The sequence below is a fragment of the Methylobacterium sp. A52T genome, assembly GCF_053346095.1.
This window is the reverse complement of the sequence record NZ_JBKFBI010000002.1, coordinates 34,324-54,462: the sequence shown is the minus strand read 5'-3', so window position 1 is coordinate 54,462 and position 20,139 is coordinate 34,324. Positions and strand designations below refer to the sequence as shown.

Sequence of the window (20,139 nt, the reverse complement as noted above, 5' to 3'; positions counted from 1 at the left end):
GGCAGCGCCACGCCCGAGTCTGTCGCGCGCCCTGGGTCACTTCGCTACGCTCGTGATGACGGCACCGACGACCCCGAATCGGCGGTCGTGTAGCGCGTCCGCTGGGTGCGCCCGTCGCGGGCCGTGACGGCGACGAGGCCCGCCTCTTCCAGGCCCGAGAGGGCGCGCAGCACGAGGGCGTGCTCGACCCCGAAGGTGCGGGCGAAGGCGCGGCTGTCGCCCGGCAGGCCGAGGTCCAGCGCCGCCAGGACGCCCGCCGCCAGCGGGTCGAGATCCGGGTGGGCGGCCGAAACCCGGTCGAGGGCGGCGACGAACGCCGCCTCGTCGGGCTCCGCGCTCACGCGGCCGCGCGCGCCTGCAGGGTGACCAGCACCGACTTGGAGGTCGGCGTGTCGCTCTTCTCGCCATAGGTCGAGAGCGGCACGAGCACGTTCAGCTCCGGATAGTAGCCGGCCAGCGCGCCCCGCGGCATGTCGAAGGGCACGAGGCGGAAATCCTCCGCCCGGCGGGTGATGCCGTCGTCGTGCATGCCGACGACGTCGACCCGGTCGCCGAGCCGGTTGCGGATCTCCGCGAGGTCGTCGGGATGGGCGAAGATCACGCGGCGCTCGCCGTAGACGCCGCGGTAGCGGTCATCCAGGCCGTAGATCGTCGTGTTGTACTGGTCGTGGCTGCGGAAGGTCTGCAGCACGAACGTGTCGCGGGTCTTCCGCGCGGCCTGGTGCTCGGTCTCGGCCGGCAGGGCGTCGGCCGAGAAGGTGGCCCGGCCCGTTGCCGTCTCGAACACCCGCTCGGCGGCGAGGTTGCGCAGCATGAAGCCGCGCGGCTTGCGCACCCGGGTGTTGTAGCCGGTGAAGCCCGGGATCGTGGCGGCGATCGCCTCGCGGATCCGGTCGTAATCCGCGGCGAAGCCGGCCCAGTCGACGGCGGCGGAGCCGACGGTGGCCTGCGCCATGCCGGCGATGATGGCGATCTCGGAGCGCAGCTCCTTCGAGGCCGGCTTGTTGATGCCGCCCGACCCGTGGACCATGCTCATCGAATCCTCGACGGTCACGATCTGGATCTTGCCCGCGGCGCCCCGGTCGATCTCGGTGCGGCCGAGGCAGGGCAGCAGGTAGCCGACCGCGCCGGGCACGAGGTGGGCGTGGTTGAGCTTGGTGGCGATGTGCACGGTGAGCCGGCACGAGGCCAGCGCCTGCGCCACGACTGGCGTGTCGGGCGTTGCCCGCAGGAAGTTGCCGCCGAGCCCGATGAAGGCTTTCGCCGTGCCGTCGCGCATGGCCCGGATCGCCGCCAGGACGTTGTGGCCGTGCCGGCGCGGCATGGCGAGGCCGAAATGCTGCTCCAGCGAATCCAGGAAGGCGGCGGACGGGCGCTCGTTGATGCCGACGGTGCGGTCGCCCTGCACGTTCGAGTGGCCGCGCACCGGGCAGAGGCCCGCGCCGGCCCGGCCGATATGGCCGCGCAGGAAGAGCAGGTTGGCGATCTCCCGGATCGTCGCCACCGAGTGGCGGTGCTGGGTCACGCCCATGGCCCAGGTCGCGATGACCCGCTGGGCGCCCAGATAGACGTCCGCCATCGCGGCGATCTCGTCCATGGTCAGGCCCGACTGGTCGAGGATCGCGTCCCAGGACGTCGCCTCGACGGCGGCACGGTAGGCCTCGAGCCCGGCGGTGTGGTGCTCGAGGAAGGCGCGATCGAGGAGCGAGGGCCGGCCGGCCGCCAGCGCCTCGGCGTCGCGGGCGAACACGACCTTGGCGATGCCCCGGAAGGCCGCCATGTCGCCGCCCGAGCGCGGCTGCAGGTAGTGGCTGGCGATGGGGCGGCTGGCACCGCGGAGCATCTCGACGGTGTTCTGCGGGTCGGCGAAGCGCTCCAGGCCGCGCTCGCGGACCGGGTTCAGCACCACGACCTTGGCGCCGCGCTCCGCCGCCCGGCGCAGGTCGCCGAGCATGCGCGGGTGGTTGGTGCCGGGATTCTGGCCGACGCAGAAGATCGCGTCCGCCTTCTCGAAATCCTCCAGCAGGACCGTGCCCTTGCCGATGCCGATCGCGTCGATCAGGGCGACGCCGCTCGCCTCGTGGCACATGTTCGAGCAGTCGGGGAAGTTGTTGGTCCCGTAGGCGCGGGCGAAGAGCTGGTACAGGTACGCCGCCTCGTTGGAGGCGCGGCCCGAGGTGTAGAACTCGGCCTGGTCCGGATGGTCGAGCCCGCGCAGGGTCGCGCCGATCTCGGCGAACGCCTCGTCCCAGCTCACCGGCAGGTAGCGGTCGCTCGCCGCGTCGTAGCGCATCGGATGCGTCAGGCGGCCCTGGCCCTCCAGGGCGTAGTCGCTCCAGCCGCGCAGCTCGGTCAGGGTGTGCTTGGCGAAGAAGGACGGCTTCGTGCGCTTGTCGGTCGCCTCCCAGGAGACCGCCTTCACGCCGTTCTCGCAGAACTCGAAGGACGAGCCGTGCTCCGGGTCGCCCCAGGCGCAGCCGGGGCAGTCGAACCCGTCGGGCTGGTTCGCCTTCAGCAGCGCGCGGGCGCCGGTGAGGGGTGCGCGGCTGCCGAGCAGGTGCTTGCCGCAGCTCTTCAGAGCACCCCAGCCGCCGGCGGCGGAGGAGCGCTTGGTGGACCCTTCAGACTGGGCCATGAACCGTCCTGGATTGGCTGACGCGATGTGTCTCGCAACCGCGAGATAAGCGCCTCTCCGGCGCCCTCACAATGGCGTGCCGGCGCAGGCCCCTCATGCGCGGGGCACAGGCTAAGCTCCCGCTGTGCAAAGCCTTTCTAAACTGCGACCGCAAAAAAATTGCCCGGCGCGGCGCCGCGACCGGCTCGCCCGCGCCGGCTCAGTCCCCGCGGGCGAGGTCGGCGGCGTCGCGCCCGACGACCTGCCGGAGCGAGGCGATGCCGGCCTCGCTCATGCGCCGCAGGAGCCCGTCCTTGATGCGCCCGACGAGGCCCGGCCCCTCGTAGATCAGCGCCGAGTAGAGCTGCACGAGGCTCGCCCCGGCCCGGATCTTGGTCCAGGCCGCCTCGGCCGAATCCACGCCGCCGACCCCGATGAGCGGCAGCGCGTCCCCGACGCGCAGGCGCGTCTGGGCGAGCATGCGCGTCGCCGGGCCGAAGAGCGGCCGCCCCGAGAGGCCGCCGGTCTCCCGCGCGAGACCCCGCTCGCGCAGGCTCGCCGGGCGGGCCACCGTGGTGTTGGACACGACGAGCGCCTGGACCCCGCGCCGCTGCGCCGTCGCGCAGACCGCGTCGAGGGCGTCCAGCGCCATGTCGGGGGCGATCTTGAGGAGGATCGCCGCGCCGGCGCCCGCCGCGTCCCGGGCCTCGACCGTGCGGGCGAGCAGCTCGTCGAGGAAGGCCTCACCCTGGAGGTCGCGCAGGCCCGGCGTGTTGGGCGAGGAGACGTTGACCGTGACGAAGTCGACGAGCGGCGCGAGGGCTGCGGTGCAGGCGGCGTAGTCGGCGAGGCGGTCGGCGGATTCCTTGTTCGCGCCGATGTTGACGCCGACGATGCCGGGTCGCCCCCTCCGGGCGCGCAGGCGGTCGGCCACCACCTCCAGCCCCTCGCTGTTGAGGCCGAAGCGGTTGATCACGGCGCGGTCGTCGGGGAGGCGGAACACCCGCGGCCGCGGGTTGCCGGGCTGGGGCCGCGGCACGACCCCGCCGACCTCGACGAAGCCGAAGCCGAGGCCCAGCAGCGCGTCGGGAACGCGCGCGCCCTTGTCGAAGCCGGCCGCGAGGCCGACCGGGTTGGGAAAGCGGCGGCCGAGCAGGTCGACGGCGAGGCGCGGGTCATCCGCCGGCCGCGGGCCCGCGGGCAGGAGCGCCAGGGCGGCGAGGGTCAGGTCGTGCGCGCGCTCCGCGTCGAGGCGGTGCAGCAGCGGTCGGACGAGGGGGAAGGCGGCCGCGATCATGCCGGCAGGATCCCGGCCGGGAAGGCGTGCCGGCCGTCGGCGCCCAGCGGCATATCGTCCACCGCGACCACGGCGGACAGCGGCAGCGGGCCGTAGAGGTGCGGGAACAGGTCGCCGCCGCGAGAGGGCTCGTAGCGCAGGCCGTCGCCGAGGGCGTCGGCCTCGACCGTGACGAGGAGCAGGTCGTCCTGCCCGGCGAAGTGCCTAGCGGCCGTCTCGGCGACCTGTGCGGCCGTCGAGAAGTGGATGAAGCCGTCCTGATGATCGATCGGGGCGCCCGTGAACCGGCCCGCGGCCTCGGCCTCGCGCCACAGAGGGCGCGGACAGATCTTGTAGATGAGCGGCATCGAAGCTCCCCGGAGACGACGCTGCGATAGAGGCGCCGGGCCGCGGCGGCAACCGCGCCGCGCCCCGCCCGATTCGAGGAGCGATTGCAATCTGCCGCCCGTAGTTCTACTTTCCTACGACTAGGCTGGACGTCACACAGCCCCGTCCGGACCGGCAGAGCGGATCCGGAAAGCAGATTGTCAAGTATCTCCGCGCGTACCCGGCGGGTGTCGAACGGACCCGGCGGGCGAACCGTCTCCGTGCCTCCGAGGCAGCCGGATCCCGGCTGGTGAGACGGGGGTGCCGGCCCGCTCAGGCTGAGCTTCCGAGCCCGCTATGCTGTCGCACGAGCAGATCTGGAACGCCATCGACCGGCTCGCCGAGCGCCACGGCTACTCGGCCTCGGGCCTCGCCCGCCGCGCCGGCCTCGACGCGACCAGCTTCAACCGGTCGAAGCGCGTGGGCGCCGACGGCCGCAAGCGCTGGCCGTCCACCGAATCCGTGTCGAAGGTCCTGGCCGCCACCGGCTCGAGCCTCGACGAGTTCCTGCGGCTCATCGAGGCCCGCGAGATCCCCGCCCGCACGATGGTGCCGCTGATCGGCCTGACCCAGGCCGGGGCCGGCCGCCTGTTCACCGACGAGGGCATGCCCACCGGGGGTGCCGGCTGGGAGGAGATCGAGTTTCCGGATCTCGGCGAGGAGCGCGCCTTCGCGCTGGAGATCCAGGGCGATTCCATGCTGCCGCTGTTCCGGGACGGCGACGTCCTGATCGTGTCGCCGACGGCCAGCGTGCGCAAGGGCGACCGCGTCGTGGTCCGCCTGCACGGCGGCGAGGTCCTGGCCAAGGAGCTGCGGCGGCGCACCGCCCGGACCGTGGAACTGGCCTCCCTGAACCCCGAGCACGAGGACCGGGTCCTCAATCTCGGCGAGGTGGCCTGGATGGCCCGGGTGATGTGGGTGCGCCAGTAGGCGGTGCCCGGACGGGTCGGCACGCCGCTCGACGCGCGGATCCACGCGTGGGTCCACCCGTGGATCCACGCTTGGCCGTGAGGCCGTTCATCGCTATCGCTGGCCCGTCGCGGACCTTCCGCATCCGCTGAGCGCGAACGCAGCATGGCGCAGCCCGGGACGGATCACAGCGCGGCCGAAGGCGGGTCGCTGGCGGACGAGGCCCGCAGGCTCCTCGACGCGCTGCCGACGCCCAGCCTCGTGCTCGATCCGCAGGGCCGTGTCCGCCACGCCAATCCCGCCCTGGAGCGGATCACCGGCTACCCGGCGGAGCGGCTCGTCGCGCAGGGACTCGACCTGATCCTGGCGCAGCGCACGGCGCCCCTCGACCCCGCCGGCACCGAGCCTCAGGAATTCCTGGCCAGCCGCGCGGACGGGACGAGCTTCTGGGCCCGCCTGGAGACGGCACCCCTGCCCGGAACCCCGTTCCGCATCGGCCAGATCCGCGACGAGACGGCCCGGCGCGAGGCCGAGGGCGCGCTCGCGCTCTCCCGCCAGCGCGAGGCGCTGGGGCTCCTCACCAACAGCGTCGCCCACGAGTTCAACAACTTCCTGCAGATCCTGATCGGCTACATCGACGGCCTCAAGCGGCGGCTCGGGGACCGGCAGGAGCCGTTCGTCCAGCGGGCGATCGCCCGCTCGGCCGACGCCACCGAGCGCGCGGCGATCCTGACCCGGCACCTGCTCGCCTATTCGCGCCGCATCGCGCCGGACGTCCGGTCGGTCGACCTCGACGCCATCGTGGCCGACCTCGCCGCCCGCCTCGAGCCCGACCTGCCGCCCGGGATCCGCCTCACCGTGGCGGCGACGCCGGGCCTGCCGCGGGCGATCAGCAATCCCACGCAGATCGAGTTCGCCCTGCGGCATCTCGTCGCCAATGCCTGCGAGGCGATGCCCTCGGGCGGGACGCTGACCCTGTCGACCTACCGGGTGGATCCCGGCGACCGCTCCCTGCAGCAGCCGGGCCAGGGGAGCGTCGGGATCGCGGTCGGCGACACCGGGCAGGGCATGTCGCCCGAGATGCTCGCCCGGGCCCTGGCGCCGTTCCAGACCAGCCACGAGGCCGGGCGCGGCGCGGGCCTCGCGATCGTGCACGGCCTCATGAAGCGGCAGAACGGGACCATCACCCTCGACAGCCGCAGCGGGGAGGGGACGCAGGTGCGCCTCTCCTTCCCGGCCGCCCCGGAGCGCACGCTCCACTAGATCCGTGCCGTCCAAGCGATGGGCGCGACGAGCGGGTGAGAGATGCGCCCGGCGATCCGGTGGAAAACGTCGTCCGGACGACGGCGGGCAGGACTAAAACCGCTGCCCGACCGTTCCCATATCGTCACTGGCGCTCCGCGCCACCCGGTTCTCGTCCTCTGAGGCGTGTACATGTTCACTGAGATTTCGCGCCGCCGGCGTGTGGCCGCCCTCCTGGCGCTGGCCGCTGCGCTGACCGTCGCGGCACCCGTCGTGGAAGCCCGTCCGGGCGGCGGCGGGTCCGTCGGGTCCCGCGGCTCGCGCACCTACACGGCGCCCTCCGCCACGCCGACCGCCCCCGGCGGCGGCACGACGATGCAGCGCTCGCAGACCGCGCCTTCGCCCGGCATGGGCAGCCCCGGCATGCAGGCCCCGGCCGCGCCCGGTCGCCGCTTCGGCGGCGGCTTCTTCGCGGGCCTGCTCGGCGCCGGCCTGATCGGCGCGCTGCTCGGCGGCGGCTTCTTCGGCGGCCTCGGCGGCCTCGCCTCGATGATCGGCCTGCTGTTCCAGGTCGGTCTCGTCGTGCTCGTGGTGATGCTGGCCCTGCGGTTCTTCCGCCGCCGGAACGAGCCGGCCGGCGCCGGCGCGCCCTACGCCCGCTCGTCGCTCGACGATCAGCCGGGCGCCCGCGGCCCGATGGGTGGCGCTCCGGGCGGCGTTCCGGGCGGCCCGGCTCCCGGCGGCATGTTCGGCGGTGGGCAGCGCCCGCCGCAGACGCGCCCGGTGCAGATCGGCCCGGCCGATTACCAAGCCTTCGAGCGCCTGCTCGGCGACATCCAGGACGCCTACTCGCGCGAGGATCGGGTGACCCTGGGCAACCTGTCGACGCCCGAGATGGTCAGCTACTTCGACGAGGAGCTGCGCGGCAACGCCTCCCGCGGCGTGGTGAACAAGATCTCGGACGTGAAGCTGCTGCAGGGCGACCTCGCGGAGGCCTGGGGCGAGGACCGCACCGACTACGCGACCGTGGCCATGCGCTACGCCCTCAAGGACGTGATGATCGAGCGGTCGAGCGGCCGCGTCGTCTCCACGGACTCGTCCGAGGCGACGGAGCTCTGGACGTTCCTGCGCCAGCCCGGTCGCGGCTGGGTGCTCTCGGCGATCCAGCAGACCCGCTGACCCGGCAGCGCTCCGGCCTCCGGGCCGGAGCCACGGCTCTCCGTCAGGCCGGCGTCCCCACCGGGGCGCCGGCCTTTCTGTGCGCGTCCCACCGATTGGCGAGATCGACGAACCCGGACACCGGGATCTCCTCGGCGCGCGCGGTCTCGGACAGGCCGGCGGCGGCCAGCAGGGCGCCGGCCTCGGGCGTCAAGGCCTTGAGGCTCTGGCGCAGCATCTTCCGCCGCTGGCCGAAGGCCGCCCGGGTGACGGCTTCGAGCGCGCCGGCGCGGCAGGGCAGGGGCTGGGCGCGCGGAACCAGCCGGACCACGCTCGAGGTCACCTTGGGCGGCGGCACGAAGGCCGAGGGGCTGACGTCGAACAGGATCTCGGCCTCGGTGCGCCAGCCGCACAGGACGCCGAGCCGGCCGTAATCGGCCCGCTCCTCCGGGCCGGCGACGATCCGCTCGGCGACCTCTCGCTGGAACATCAGCACGGCCTGGTCCCACCAGGGCGGCCAGGCTTCTCCGTCGAGCCAGCCGGTGAGCAGGGCGGTCCCGACATTGTAGGGCAGGTTGGCGACGATCCGCGCCGGGGCCTCGCCCACCAGCGGCCGCGGGTCGAAGGCGAGGGCGTCGGCGTCGACCACCTCGAGCCGGCCGGGATAGTGGGCGGCGATCTCGGCGAGGGCCGGCAGGGCGCGCGGGTCGCGCTCGATCGCCACGACGCGGGCGGCGCCCTCGGCGAGGAGCGCGCGCGTCAGCCCCCCCGGGCCCGGCCCGACCTCCACCACGGTCACCCCCGCGAGCGGACCGGCCGCCCGGGCGATCCGACCGGTCAGGTTGAGATCGTAGAGGAAGTTCTGGCCGAGCGCCTTCTTCGGCTCCAGGCCGTGGCGGGCGACGACCTCGCGCAGCGGGGGAAGACCGTCCCCGGCGCTCATGCTGGCTGCCTCACAGCTCGTCCTCGGGATCGAAGTGGCGGGCGCCGACGGGCCGGGGACGGCCGGCATAAACGCTGAACGGGATGATCTCGGCCCCGGCGGGGGCCTCGCTCCGTGCCGCCGCGTTGGCGGCCAGCCGGTCGGCGAGGCGCAGGGCCGCCACGAGGCTGTCCGGCCGGGCGACGCCCTGGCCGGCGATGTCGAAGGCCGTGCCGTGGTCCGGCGAGGTGCGCACGAAGGGCAGGCCGAGGGTGACGTTCACGCCGTCGTCGAACGCGATCGTCTTGATCGGGATCAGGGCCTGATCGTGCGTGGGCGCGAGGGCGACGTCGTAGGTCTCGCGGGCGCGGGCGTGGAACAGGGTGTCGGCGGGGAGCGGCCCGCGGATGTCGATGCCCCGCGCCCGCAGGCGCGCCACGGCGGGGGCGAGGACGTCGCGGTCCTCGCGGCCGATCGTTCCGGCCTCGCCCGCGTGCGGGTTCAGGCCGGCGAGGACGAGGCGCGGCTCGGGCAGGCCGAACCGCTCCCGCAGGTCCCGGGCGACGATCGCGGCGGTCTCCTCGACGAGTTCCTGGGTGAGCAGGTCCGGCACGTCCCTCAGCGGCACGTGGATCGTCACCGGCACGACCGAGAGGCCGGCGCTCCAGATCATCATCACCGGCCGGGGCGGCGTCACGCCGGGCGGCACCGCGAGGGCGGCCAGGAACTCGGTGTGCCCGGGATGGGCGAAGCCCGTCCGGGTCAGCACGAACTTGGCGATCGGGTTGGTCACCACCGCGCTCGCGCGCCCGGCCTTCACGAACTCCACCGCCGCGGTGATCGACTCGATGGTCGCGCCGGCATTGCCGGAATCGGGGACGCCGGGATCGGCGGCGACGCGGGCGCCGCTCGGCAAGGGCACCACGGGGAGCGCGCGCGGGAACACCTCGGCTGCCGTCTCCGGATCGACCTCCGCCACCGGGACGGGACGGTCGAGGCGGTGGGCGAGGCGCTCGACGAAGTCGGGATCGGCCACCAGGAAGAACGGCGGCAACGGATCCGCCCCGCCGCGCCCGAGCCACGCGCTGAGCGCCAGCTCCGGGCCGATGCCGGCGGGATCTCCGAGGGTGAGGGCGAGGGGCGGCATGGGCGCTCTATAGCGCCCGCGCGGCGCGGGCGCATCCTCGGCGGCTCAGACCGAGCGGCGGGATCGCGGCGGACGACGCGCCGGACCGGCGCGCCGCCGGTCCCGGTTCCTCAGCGGATCGAGGCGATGCCGTCGGCGGTGGTGGCGGTGCCGACGTTCTGGCGCAGGTCGGCCTCGCCCAGGGTCTTCAACTCGACCCGCAGCAGCACCGTCTGGTTGCGCTCGCGGACGCCCGTCGCGGTGGCGATCGGCGAGTTGATGTAGTTCAGCGAGACGGTGGTGCACTCGTCCTGGTAGCCGCCGCCGAAGCTCGCGCCCGACAGGTAGAAGCGGCCCGGGTTCTGGTAGATCGGCACGGTCCCGATCGGGTTCGCCAGGTAGGAGCTCAGCGCGTCCGTGTAGGTGTTGCGCACGTCGAGGTAGTGGGTCAGGTCGACGAGCAGCGAGCCCGACACGAACCAGTTCGGCGTGATGTTGTAGGTCGCGCTGGCGGTGATGCCCTCGCGATAGTGGCTGTAGCCCAGGAGCGGCTGCGCCTCGTAGTACGAGTAGAAGGCCGAGACGGTGAGCGGCAGGAACGGCGCGAACCGCGCCGTCGCGCCGGTCTCGAATCGCGCCACGTGGAAGTCGGACTGGTTGAACCGGGCCCGGCTGATGAACGTGATGTTCTGGTTCGGCGAGACTTGGAAACGGCCGACGAAGTCCGAGCGCTGCGTCTCGAGGCCGGAATCGAGGCCGGTATTGGCGATGTCGCCGCGGCGGAACGAGTTGACGCCCGCGAGCTGGATGGACTCGCCGAACAGGACGTTCGCGTACCAGCCGGACGGGGTCACGACGGAGTACTGGCCGCCGAGATTGGTGCGCACGCCGCCCTCGACCCGGTCGTAGCCCGAGAACTTGTCCCACTCGAACAGCGAGGTGTCGTCGAAGACGAGGCTCTGCGCGTCCTCGTTCGGCAGGCGGCCGATCCGGGTCTCGGACGGGCGCGCGATGATCTGGCCGATCGGCTCGAGGGTGTGGACGCCGAGCGCGCCGAAATTGGCGACGAACGGGTAGCGGTAGTCGAGGCCGATCGCCGGCATGACCCGCCCGGCAAAGCCCTGGTCGACGTGGGCGACCTGCGGGACGAGGTCGTTCTGGTAGCCCGAGAAGCTCGTGCTGTTGAAGAACGCGTCCGTGCGCAGATACGCGAAGGGCGTGAATTTCTGGCCCAGATCGTCGATGAAGCTGCGGCGCCAGGACAGCTCCGCGGAGGCGCGGGTGTTGGTGCCGGCGAGCCCGTCGATGGCGCACAGGCCGCGCTGGAAGACCGTGCAGGTCTGGTAGAGCGGGAAGCTGACGCCGTTGACGCTCGGCGAGAACAGGTAGCTCGAGGTCCGCGGCAGGCCCTGGTACTGCGTGGTCTCGCGGGTCAGGCTGGTGATGTTCGCCTGGAAGCGCACCTCGCCGCCGATCTCCGAGGGCCCGTTGACGCGCTTGTCGTAGTCGATCACCGGCGCGACGATCGGCTGCTGCTTCTGCCAGTCGAAGCTCGACAGGCCCTTGAAGTAGTAGCCCCGGGCCTCGAACCACGAGCGGTCGCCCTGGCCGATCAGGAACGCGGTGGAGGTCGCCTCGCGGAAATAGTCCGTGGTGATGTTCTGGTTGCGGATCCGGTAATTGTCGAGGAACCACTTGTCGGTGACGCCGACGAGGTCCCAGCCCGTGCGCCACCGCGGGTTGATGTAGAACCGGCCCTGCGACTCGACCGAGCCGCGGAAGTCGCGCTCGCCGGCGCCGAGTGGGCTCGGCAGGAAGGCGGAGGGCGTCGTCTGCGAGATGCCCGACAGGCGGATGTTGTAGAAGCCGTTGTCGATCCGCTGGCGGAACTCGCCCTGCGCGAGCAGGCCCTGCCGGCTCAGCAGGGTCGGCGTCAGCGTCAGGTCGTAGTTCGGGGCGAGGTTGATGAAGTACGGGAGCGACACGCCGTTGCCGAGCGCGGTCGTCGTGACGAAGCGCGGCGTCAGGAAGCCGGTCTTGCGCTTCACCGTCGGGTCCGGCGCCTCGAAATACGGCAGGTAGGCCACCGGGATGCCGGCGATCTCGAGCGTCGACTCGTCGAAGTAGACCGTGTGGGTCTCGTTGTCGTGGATGATCTTCTTCGCCTTGATCTGCCACAGCGGCGGCGTCTCAGGGTTGTCCTTGCACGGCTCGCAGGCCGTGTAGCTGCCCGACTCGAAGCTGGTCTGCTCGCCGTTCAGGCGCTCGGCCCGCGGCGCGGAGAACCGGGTGCGCACGGTCTCGAACTTGCGCTGCACCGTCTGCTGGCCGCGGAAGGCGTCGACGAAGCCGGTCTTGAAGTCGTCGGTCAGTTCCATGCGCGCGCCGGTCACGACGCCGCCGTCGGCCTCGGTCAGGCGGACGTTGCCCTCGGCGAAGACCCGGCCGGAATTCCGGTCGTAGCGCACGCGATCGGCCTGGAGGGTCCGCGGGCCGTAATGCAGCTCGGCGTTGCCCCGCGCCGTCACGGTGCCGTTGTCGTTGTCGTAGATCAGCTCGTCGGCCTCGACGAGGAGCTTGTCGCCCGGCTTGCCGGCCGCGACGGCGGGCAGGCCCTGGGCATGGGCGGTCAGGCCACCGGCCAGCGGCGCGGCGAGCGCCAGCACGGCCCGGAAACCAGCCTTCCGCAGGATGTCGGCGACCTTACGCAACGCGCGTCCCAACCCCTGTGACGTCTGCCGCCACCAACCCCAACACCCGTCTCCCGTGCCGCGAAGGATCGCGGAAGTCAGCCGTCTTCCTGGTACAGAAGCGTGAGCGTACCGAGAAGACTGCCTACCACGGCCGGGAACCAGGCCGCCACCGGTGCGGCGACGAGTCCGGATGCTCCGAGCCCCTCCATGACCTGTCGGACCACGTAGAGGGCGAAGCCGGCCGCGACGCCACCGAGGACGAGTTTGCCGACCCCACCAAAGCGGAAGAACCGTAAGGAAACGGTTGCGGCGACGATGACCATGGCGACGAACAGCACCGGCCGCGCCCACAGGACATCGTACTGGAGACGGTAGCGCGTGGCGTCCAAACCGGCCCGCTCGGTCCGCGCGATCGTTGTGGGAAGTTGCCAGAAAGGCACAGATTCCGGGGGGGTGAACCGTTGCCGCACCTGCCCGGGGTCGAGGTTCGAGGCGATCAGGTAGGTGTCGAACGACTCAGGCGGCGCGTCCGGTGTGAGAACGCGCACATCGGAGAGCTCCCAGTAACCGTCGTGGAACGTCGCGCGGGCCGCGACGAGCTGCTCGGCGAACTTGCCGGCGTCGTCGAAGGTGAAGACCGACACCCCCGCCAGGGTGGTCGTGCCCTCGATGGCGGTCTCGGCGCGCAGGATCGCCTCGCCGTCGAGGCCCTTCTGGCGGATCCAGAGGTCCTTGCCCGAACTCGCCTTGGTGGATTTGGCGAAGATCTTGGCCTCGATCTCGGTGGAGCGCTGCTTCAGCATCGCCGAGACCGGGTTGTAGACGCCGACCGCCAGAGCGCCGAGGGCGAGGGCCACGAAGAAGCCGGGCTGCAGGAACTGCCAGGCCGAGATCCCGGCCGCGCGGGCGACCACCAGCTCCAGCTTGCGCGAGAGCTGGAGCAGGGCCGCCATGGAGCCGAACAGGACCGCGAAGGGCAGGACGCCCTCCGCCACCGCGGGGGTGCGGTAGAGCGAGAGCTGCGCCATCAGGCCGGCGGACGCGCCCTGGGCCTCGCCGGCGCGGCGGAGCAGCTCGACGAAGTCGAGCGTGTAGACCAGCGCGAACACGGTGATGAAGACGCCGAGTACCGTGCGGAGGAACCGGGCGGCGAAGTACCGCCCGAGGGTGGGACCGATCAGCATCATCGGGTTCAGGCCGCCGGCGCGAGGCGCGGGCCGCGGAACCGGCCGCGGACGGCGCGGGCCAGGGCGGCGTTGAAGGCGCGCACCCGGGGTCCGTAGAAGATGAGAAAGCTCGACAGAAGGATCGCGAGCAGCGGCACGCCGTAGACTGCCAGGACCGCCGCGGGGCTGCGCGCGGCGGCGCTGACCGCCGCGAAGCCGCCGATGCGCAGCGCCACGACGGCGACGATCGCGCCGGCGATCGCGACGCCGCGCCCCTGCCGGGTCGTGCGGGGATCGCCCAGAGCCGCGAAGGCGATGAAGACCAGGGCCAGCGGGTAGAGGCAGGCGGAGAGCCGGTCGTGCAGCTCGGCCCGGAACCGGCCCTTCTGCAGCTTGTAGTAGCCCTCCGTCGTGTCGGGGAACAGGAGCTGCGCCGTCGAGCGCTCGCGCGGCTTGTAGATCGTGTCGGAATCCGGGGGCGCGAAGGCCGCGAGGTCGATCGTGTAGCGCTCGAAGGTCAGGATCGAGGAATCGCGGGAGTCCTTCTGCTGCTGGTGGACGCTGCCGTTCTCCAGGATCAGGTAGCTCTGGCCGTCGACGTCGACCGCGTTGCCGCGCTCGGCGAGGTAGACCTTGGTCTTCCCGGCCTCGCGCCGGTCCTGGATGAACAGCCCCTTGAGGGTGCCGCCCGGCCCGCGCTCGCGGAAGTGGAAGGTGATGCCGTTGTCGAGCTGGGTGAACTGCCCTTCCTTGACGACGTTCGCGATGAAATCGCCGCGCACCCGGGTGATCACGTCGCGCAGCTCCTGGAAGCTCGCGGGCATGACCACCACGACCAGGAATCCCACCAGGAAGCTGACGAACAGCGCCAGGGTGAGGAAGGGCCGCAGCAGCGAGCGCGGCGGCATCCCGGCCGCCGACATGACGATCAGCTCGGAATCGCCGTTCAGCTTGTTGAGCGCGTAGATCGTGCCGATGAACAGCGCCACGGGAGCGATGACGACGACGAGGGTCGGCAGCGACAGGCCGGTGACGAAGAGGAAGACCAGCAGCGTCTGGCCCTTGGCGGTCACGAGATCGAGCTCGCGCAGGGCCTGGGTCAGCCAGATGGTGCCCGTCAGCCCGATCAGGCAGGCGAGGGTGGCGCCCAGGGCGATCCGAAAGATGTAGCGCTCGATCTGCCTCATCGGCCCGGCAGTCCCGCTTGTCCTCTCGCGCCCTCGAGGCGGCAGGGACCCGACAAAAGGGGCGATTCCAGGGCTGTCACGCCGCGTTGCGTTCTCCGTCTCAGCGGCTACACAGGGCGGATCGCCCGCGCCTCGGCGCGCGGGTGCGTAGTACGGCTCCGGAATAACGGGCAGGGCGACGGGTATGGCGGACGGTATCGAGGTCGGTTTCGGTCCCCTGGAGCAGAGCGGCCAGGGCCCCGGCGGATCCGGCGATCTCGTGGTCTTCGTCGGCGACGACCTGTCGCTCGGGTCGGCCGCCCGCGAGGCGCTCGGCGCCTCCGGGGCGGATCTCGTGGCCCGCGCCGCGGCCTCCGAGAAGTTCAAGGGCCGCTCGCTCAGCGCCCTGTCCCTGCCGGCCCCGGCGGGCGTCGGTGCCGACCGCCTCGTGGTCGTGGGCCTGGGCTCGGAGAAGGACCGGGCCAAGACCGACTGGCCGGCGCTCGGCGGCTTCACCGCCGGCAAGGTGGCGGGACGGACCGCCCGCGTGGTGCTCGACTGGCCGGGCGCGACGGTCACGGCGGCGCAGGCCGGCGAGTTCGCTCTCGGCGCGCGCCTGCGGACCTACGCGTTCGACCGCTACAAGACCAAGAAGAAGCCCGACGCCGACGACAAGACCGTCACCGCGCTGACCCTGCTGCTCGCCGATCACGGCGCGGCCGCCCGCGAGGGCGAGGGCGCCAAGAGCCTGTCCGACAGCGTGGTCCTGGCCCGCGACCTCGTGAACGAGCCGCCGAACGTGCTTTTCCCGGCTGAGTTCGCCCGCCGCGCCTCGGAGCTCGCCAAGCTCGGCGTCGAGATCGAGGTGCTGGAGCCGGCCCGGATGCGGGAACTCGGCATGGGCGCGCTGCTCGCGGTGGCGCAGGGCTCGGCCCGCGAGCCGCGGATCGTGATCATGCGCTGGAACGGCGGCCCCGCGGCCGACGCGCCCGTGGCGCTCATCGGCAAGGGCGTCGTGTTCGATTCCGGCGGCGTCTCGATCAAGCCGGGCGGCGGCATGGAGGACATGAAGGGCGACATGGGCGGCGCCGCCGCCGTGGTCGGGGCGCTCCACGCGCTCGCCGCCCGCAAGGCCCGCTGCAACGTGGTCGGCGCCATCGGCATCGTGGAGAACATGCCGGACGGCGGCTCGTACCGCCCGTCCGACATCCTGACCTCCATGTCGGGCCAGACCATCGAGGTGATCAACACCGACGCCGAGGGCCGGCTGGTGCTGGCCGACGTGATCACCCACGTCATCCGCAGCACCAAGCCCAAGGCGATCGTCGACCTCGCGACGCTGACCGGCGCCATCATCGTGGCGCTGGGCCAGGACATCGCCGGCATGTTCTCGAACGACGACACGCTGGCGGGCAACATCCACGCCGCCGGCGAGGCGACCGGCGAGAAGGTGTGGCGGATGCCGCTGATCCCCGCCTACGACAAGGCGATCGACTCCAAGTTCGCCGACATGAAGAACACCGGCGGCCGGCACGGCGGCGCCGCCACCGCGGCCTCGTTCATCAAGCGCTACGTCGAGGACGTGCCGTGGGCGCATCTCGACATCGCCGGCGTCGCGATGTCGTCGAATGCCAGCGAGATCAACCGCAGCTGGGGCGCGGGCTGGGGCGTGCGCCTCCTCGACCGGCTGATCCGCGACCATTACGAGGCCCGCTGAGGCTGCCGCGGCGGTCCCGACCCCGCGCGCCTCTCCGGGTGATCCCAACATGGCCGCACACGCCAACGCCGCGCTCGACCGGGTCGGCCCCCCGGGCGCCGGGACGTCCGGAGGCCGCGCCGGCGGCCTTCTGGCAGCGGCGGGGCCGATCCTCGGCATGCTGGCCGCCCTGGCTCTCGTCGCGGCGACCGGCCTGAGCCAGCGCGACGCCGTGCCGGAGGCCCTCGAGCCCTGGATCTTCGGCTACTTCATCGCCCGCTACCCGCTCTTCGCCTTCGCGCTGGTCTACGGGCTCGGCCACCTCGCGCGGGTGGTGACGGGCCCGGGCCCGGGCTCCGCGCCGCGCCGGATTGTGTTCGGACTGGCGGGCGCGGCCGCGCTCCTCGCCGCCGGGCTCTACCCGACCTTCGGCGGGCTCGTCCTGCGCGGCGCCTTCGCCACCGGGGGCATGGCCTTCCTCACCCACCAGCCCCTGTGGCTGGCCTACGGGCTCGGCGCCGCCGTGGGCGCGCTGACGTTCGGCGGCGTCCTCGGCCTGTTCGCGATCGCGGCCAACCGGCCCCTGCGGCCGCGGCTGCGCCGGGTCGGCTACGGCGCGCTCGCCTTCCTGACCCTGTGGCTCGGCGCGATCCTGATCGGCCTCGCCGGCGGCCTGGGCGTCGGCCCCTGGCCCCGGCGGGCCATGCGGCCGGAGGAGGCCGCGCTCGCCGCCGGCCTGCTGATCGCGGCGGCCCTGCCCCACACCGTGCTGGCGACATTGCGCCGGCATCGTCCAGCCCTCTGACCCCCCTGCCTTGCGGGCCGGCCTCCGTTCCCGCAGAGTCCGCGCGACAGGCGTTGCGGGACTCGGCCCCCGAGAGTCGGGCCCGCGGGAGGCATCGCGATGCATGAGGCGAACGTGATGGAGCACGGCGCTCGAGCCGCCACGGCCGGAGCGATGCCGGGCCACGGGGCCTCCGACCGGCCCTGGCTGCCCTTCTATCCGCCCGGCGTCCCGGCGGAGATCGACGTCGCGGGCCTCGGGACCTTGGTCGACCTGTTCGAAACCAGCGTGACCGCCTTCGCAAGCCGGCCGGCGATGCTGTGCTTCGGCTCGACCATGACCTACGCGACCCTCGGCCAGCAGGCGCGCGACCTCGCGGCCTGGCTGCGCGGACAGGGTCTGGCGAAGGGCGACCGCGTGGCGATCATGCTGCCGAACGTCCCCGCCTACGCCGTGGCGATCTTCGGCGTCCTCCTGGCGGGGGGAACGGTGGTCAACACCAACCCGCTCTACACGCCCCGGGAATGCGTGCAGCAGATCAACGATTCCGGCGCGCGGATCCTGATCGTCCTGGAGAATTTCGGCGCCACCATCGCGGCGGCGCTGCCGGACGTGGCCCTGGAGCGGGTCGTCCTCGTGGGGCCGGGCGACGGGCTGGGGCTGAAGGGGCGGGTGATCAACCTCGCGAGCCGGCACGTCCGCAAGGCGGTGCCGCCGTTCCGCCTGCCGGAGAGGCTGGCGATCCCGTTCGCCACCGTGCTCCGCCAGGGCCGGACGATGCCGCGCGCGTCCGCGGCGGTCGACCCCGAGGATCTCGCCTTCCTGCAATATACTGGCGGCACCACCGGCATCGCCAAGGCGGCGATGCTGAGCCACCGCAACATCATGGCGAACGTCGAGCAGTCGCAGCTCTGGTTCAACTCGAAGGATCCGAGCGTCGCGCGCTGCGTGGTCACGGCGCTGCCGCTCTACCACATCTTCGCGCTCACCGCGTGCTTCTTCCAGTTCATGCGCAGCGGCGGCTCCTGCCTGCTGATCCCCAATCCGCGCGACTGCGACGGCATGGTCAAGACCCTGAGCCGCACGCGCTTCACCCACCTGATGGGCGTGAACACGCTGTTCAACGTCCTGATCAACCATCCGAAGATCGGCACGGTGGATTTCGCCCACCTCGATTTCGTGGTCGGCGGTGGCACGGCCGTCCAGCGGGCGGTGGCCGAGCGCTGGAAGGCCCTGACCGGCAACACGATCATCGAGGGCTACGGCCTGTCGGAGACCTCGCCGGTCGTGTGCGTCAACCCGCGGGGCATGCGCGACTTCTCCGGCACGATCGGCTACCCGCTGCCCTCCACGGAGGTCTCGATCCGCGCCGTCTCCGGCGAGCCCCTCCCGGCCGGGCAGCCGGGCGAGATCTGCGTGCGCGGCCCGCAGGTGATGCGCGGCTACTGGAACCGGCCGGAGGAGACCGCGCGGGCGATGACCGCGGACGGGTTCTTCCGGACGGGCGACGTCGCGATCCTGCAGGAGGACGGTCAGGTCCGGATCGTCGACCGGATGAAGGACATGATCCTCGTCTCCGGCTTCAACGTCTATCCGAACGAGGTCGAGGACGTGCTGGCGGCCCACCCGGCCGTGCTCGAATGCGCGGTGGTCGGCGCGCCGAGCGAGGAGACGGGCGAGATGGTGGTGGCCCACGTGGTCCTGAAGGACCCGTCGGTCTCCACCGATATCCTGCGGGCCCATGCCCGCACCCAGCTCACCGGCTACAAGGTGCCCCGCCGCGTGGTGCTCCACGAGACCCTGCCGAAGACCAATGTCGGCAAGGTGCTGCGGCGAATGCTGCGCGACGAGACGCCGCCGGTCTGAGCGTCGTCCGCGCGGCGGAAGATGGCCTGCGTCCCGGTGCCGCTCACGGGCGGCGTAACCCCTGCGCGCCGTTCGCCGAAAGGTGAGGCTGCGGCGCTTGCGCCCCTGTCGGCCGCGGCCGATCTGTGGGTTGTGCAGGCAGGAGATCCGAGGAGACGGCCATGTTGATCAAGCGCAGGCGCGGTTGGGAGATGCCGGAGCATCTGGCGACGCCGGAAGCCGTGTTCCTCAATCGACGGGCCCTGATCGGCGGCGCGGCCGGGCTCGCGGCCGGCTCGCTCCTGGGCGGACGCGCGGCCCTCGCGGCGGCGGGCGACCAGCCGCTCTACCCGGCGCCGCAGAACCCCGCCTACACGCTCGACCGCCCGCTGACCCCGGAGCGCTTCAGCGCCGACTACAACAACTTCTACGAGTTCGGCACGTCGAAGACGGTGCTGCCGGCGGCCAACGCCCTCAAGACGCAGCCCTGGACCCTGAAGATCGACGGGCTCGTGGAGAAACCGTTCGAGATCGGCGTCGATGACCTGATCCGGAAGGTCGGCCTGGAGGAGCGGCTCTACCGTCACCGCTGCGTCGAGGCGTGGTCGATGGCGGTGCCCTGGACCGGCTTCCCGCTGGCGAAGCTCGTGGCGCTGGCCAAGCCCACCTCGGGCGCGAAGTACATCCGCTTCGAGACCTTCATGGACAAGGCGATGGCGCCCGGCCAGCGGGCGTTCTTCTATCCCTGGCCCTACACGGAGGGCCTGACCCTGGCGGAGGCCGGCAACGACCTCGCCTTCATGGTCACGGGGATCTACGGCAAGCCGCTGCCCAACCAGTTCGGGGCGCCGATCCGCGTCGCGGTGCCGTGGAAGTACGGGTTCAAGTCGGCCAAGTCTTTGGTGAAGATCTCGTTCACCGCCGACCGGCCGAAGACCTTCTGGGAGGGTCTGCAGGCCTCGGAGTACGGGTTCTGGGCCAACGTGAACCCGGCCGTGCCGCACCCGCGCTGGAGCCAGGCGACCGAGCGCGTCCTCGGCACCGACCAGCGCGTGCCGACGCTGATCTACAACGGCTACGGCGAGCAGGTCGCCGGCCTCTACAAGGGCCTCGAGGGCGAGCGCCTGTTCGTGTGAGGGCGGGCCGCCGGAGCCG

16 protein-coding genes are annotated in these 20,139 nt (G+C 72.1%); 7 read left to right on the top strand and 9 right to left on the bottom strand.

What is annotated here, in order from left to right; genetic code table 11:
• Positions 1–44: 44 nt before the first annotated feature.
• The 4 genes from ACLBYE_RS00990 to ACLBYE_RS00975 all read right to left on the bottom strand — a co-directional run bounded on the left by ACLBYE_RS00990 (position 45) and on the right by ACLBYE_RS00975 (position 4,258).
• Complete coding sequence (locus ACLBYE_RS00990; RefSeq protein WP_447692675.1) at positions 45–341, bottom strand: MarR family transcriptional regulator; 297 nt, start codon at positions 339–341, stop codon at positions 45–47.
• Entirely contained in the window at positions 338–2,635 is a 2,298-nt protein-coding gene (locus tag ACLBYE_RS00985; protein WP_447692674.1) for an FdhF/YdeP family oxidoreductase, read from the bottom strand. The genes ACLBYE_RS00990 and ACLBYE_RS00985 overlap by 4 nt, the downstream gene beginning before the upstream one ends.
• 199 nt (positions 2,636–2,834) lie before the next feature.
• Positions 2,835–3,911: a quinone-dependent dihydroorotate dehydrogenase gene (locus ACLBYE_RS00980; protein ID WP_447692673.1), complete on the bottom strand. Its 1,077-nt coding sequence runs from the start codon at positions 3,909–3,911 to the stop codon at positions 2,835–2,837.
• Complete coding sequence (locus ACLBYE_RS00975) at positions 3,908–4,258, bottom strand: DUF952 domain-containing protein (protein ID WP_447692672.1); 351 nt, start codon at positions 4,256–4,258, stop codon at positions 3,908–3,910. The genes ACLBYE_RS00980 and ACLBYE_RS00975 overlap by 4 nt, the downstream gene beginning before the upstream one ends.
• Positions 4,259–4,574: 316 nt before the next feature.
• Here ACLBYE_RS00975 and ACLBYE_RS00970 point away from each other — a divergent pair, with 316 nt between their 5' ends.
• The 3 genes from ACLBYE_RS00970 (at position 4,575) to ACLBYE_RS00960 (ending at position 7,607) form a co-directional block, all read left to right on the top strand.
• Complete coding sequence (locus ACLBYE_RS00970) at positions 4,575–5,207, top strand: S24 family peptidase (RefSeq protein ID WP_012317556.1); 633 nt, start codon at positions 4,575–4,577, stop codon at positions 5,205–5,207.
• Positions 5,208–5,351: 144 nt separating this feature from the next.
• Positions 5,352–6,449 (top strand): two-component system sensor histidine kinase NtrB, encoded by a 1,098-nt coding sequence (locus tag ACLBYE_RS00965; protein ID WP_447692671.1) that lies wholly within the window; start codon positions 5,352–5,354, stop codon positions 6,447–6,449.
• Positions 6,450–6,620: 171 nt separating this feature from the next.
• Positions 6,621–7,607, top strand: coding sequence for a TIM44-like domain-containing protein (locus ACLBYE_RS00960; RefSeq protein ID WP_447692670.1), 987 nt, complete (start codon positions 6,621–6,623; stop codon positions 7,605–7,607).
• A 43-nt stretch (positions 7,608–7,650) separates the two neighbouring features.
• Here the strand turns inward: ACLBYE_RS00960 and rsmA are convergent, their stop codons facing one another.
• The 5 genes from rsmA to lptF all read right to left on the bottom strand — a co-directional run bounded on the left by rsmA (position 7,651) and on the right by lptF (position 14,680).
• Positions 7,651–8,529 carry a 16S rRNA (adenine(1518)-N(6)/adenine(1519)-N(6))-dimethyltransferase RsmA gene (gene rsmA, locus ACLBYE_RS00955; RefSeq protein WP_447692669.1) on the bottom strand — a complete coding sequence of 293 codons (879 nt, stop codon included), beginning with the start codon at positions 8,527–8,529 and terminating at the stop codon, positions 7,651–7,653.
• A gap of 10 nt (positions 8,530–8,539) precedes the next feature.
• A complete protein-coding gene (gene pdxA / locus ACLBYE_RS00950) occupies positions 8,540–9,655 on the bottom strand; it encodes a 4-hydroxythreonine-4-phosphate dehydrogenase PdxA (RefSeq protein ID WP_091680149.1) in 1,116 nt (371 codons plus the stop codon).
• 110 nt (positions 9,656–9,765) lie between these two features.
• Positions 9,766–12,345: an LPS-assembly protein LptD gene (locus ACLBYE_RS00945; RefSeq protein ID WP_447692668.1), complete on the bottom strand. Its 2,580-nt coding sequence runs from the start codon at positions 12,343–12,345 to the stop codon at positions 9,766–9,768.
• 77 nt (positions 12,346–12,422) lie between these two features.
• Positions 12,423–13,511: an LPS export ABC transporter permease LptG gene (lptG, locus tag ACLBYE_RS00940; protein WP_447692726.1), complete on the bottom strand. Its 1,089-nt coding sequence runs from the start codon at positions 13,509–13,511 to the stop codon at positions 12,423–12,425.
• A gap of 8 nt (positions 13,512–13,519) precedes the next feature.
• Entirely contained in the window at positions 13,520–14,680 is a 1,161-nt protein-coding gene (gene lptF / locus ACLBYE_RS00935; protein WP_447692667.1) for an LPS export ABC transporter permease LptF, read from the bottom strand.
• A gap of 184 nt (positions 14,681–14,864) precedes the next feature.
• Here lptF and ACLBYE_RS00930 point away from each other — a divergent pair, with 184 nt between their 5' ends.
• The 4 genes from ACLBYE_RS00930 to msrP all read left to right on the top strand — a co-directional run bounded on the left by ACLBYE_RS00930 (position 14,865) and on the right by msrP (position 20,120).
• Positions 14,865–16,376, top strand: a complete 1,512-nt coding sequence (locus ACLBYE_RS00930) for a leucyl aminopeptidase (protein WP_447692666.1) — start codon at positions 14,865–14,867, stop codon at positions 16,374–16,376.
• A gap of 49 nt (positions 16,377–16,425) precedes the next feature.
• The gene (locus ACLBYE_RS00925) at positions 16,426–17,160 is read left to right on the top strand and encodes a hypothetical protein (protein ID WP_447692665.1); all 735 of its coding nucleotides are present in this window, start codon (positions 16,426–16,428) and stop codon (positions 17,158–17,160) included.
• 99 nt (positions 17,161–17,259) lie between these two features.
• Positions 17,260–19,005, top strand: a complete 1,746-nt coding sequence (locus ACLBYE_RS00920) for an AMP-binding protein (RefSeq protein WP_447692664.1) — start codon at positions 17,260–17,262, stop codon at positions 19,003–19,005.
• A gap of 161 nt (positions 19,006–19,166) precedes the next feature.
• Positions 19,167–20,120, top strand: a complete 954-nt coding sequence (gene msrP, locus ACLBYE_RS00915; RefSeq protein ID WP_447692663.1) for a protein-methionine-sulfoxide reductase catalytic subunit MsrP — start codon at positions 19,167–19,169, stop codon at positions 20,118–20,120.
• The last annotated feature ends 19 nt before the right edge of the window (positions 20,121–20,139 follow it).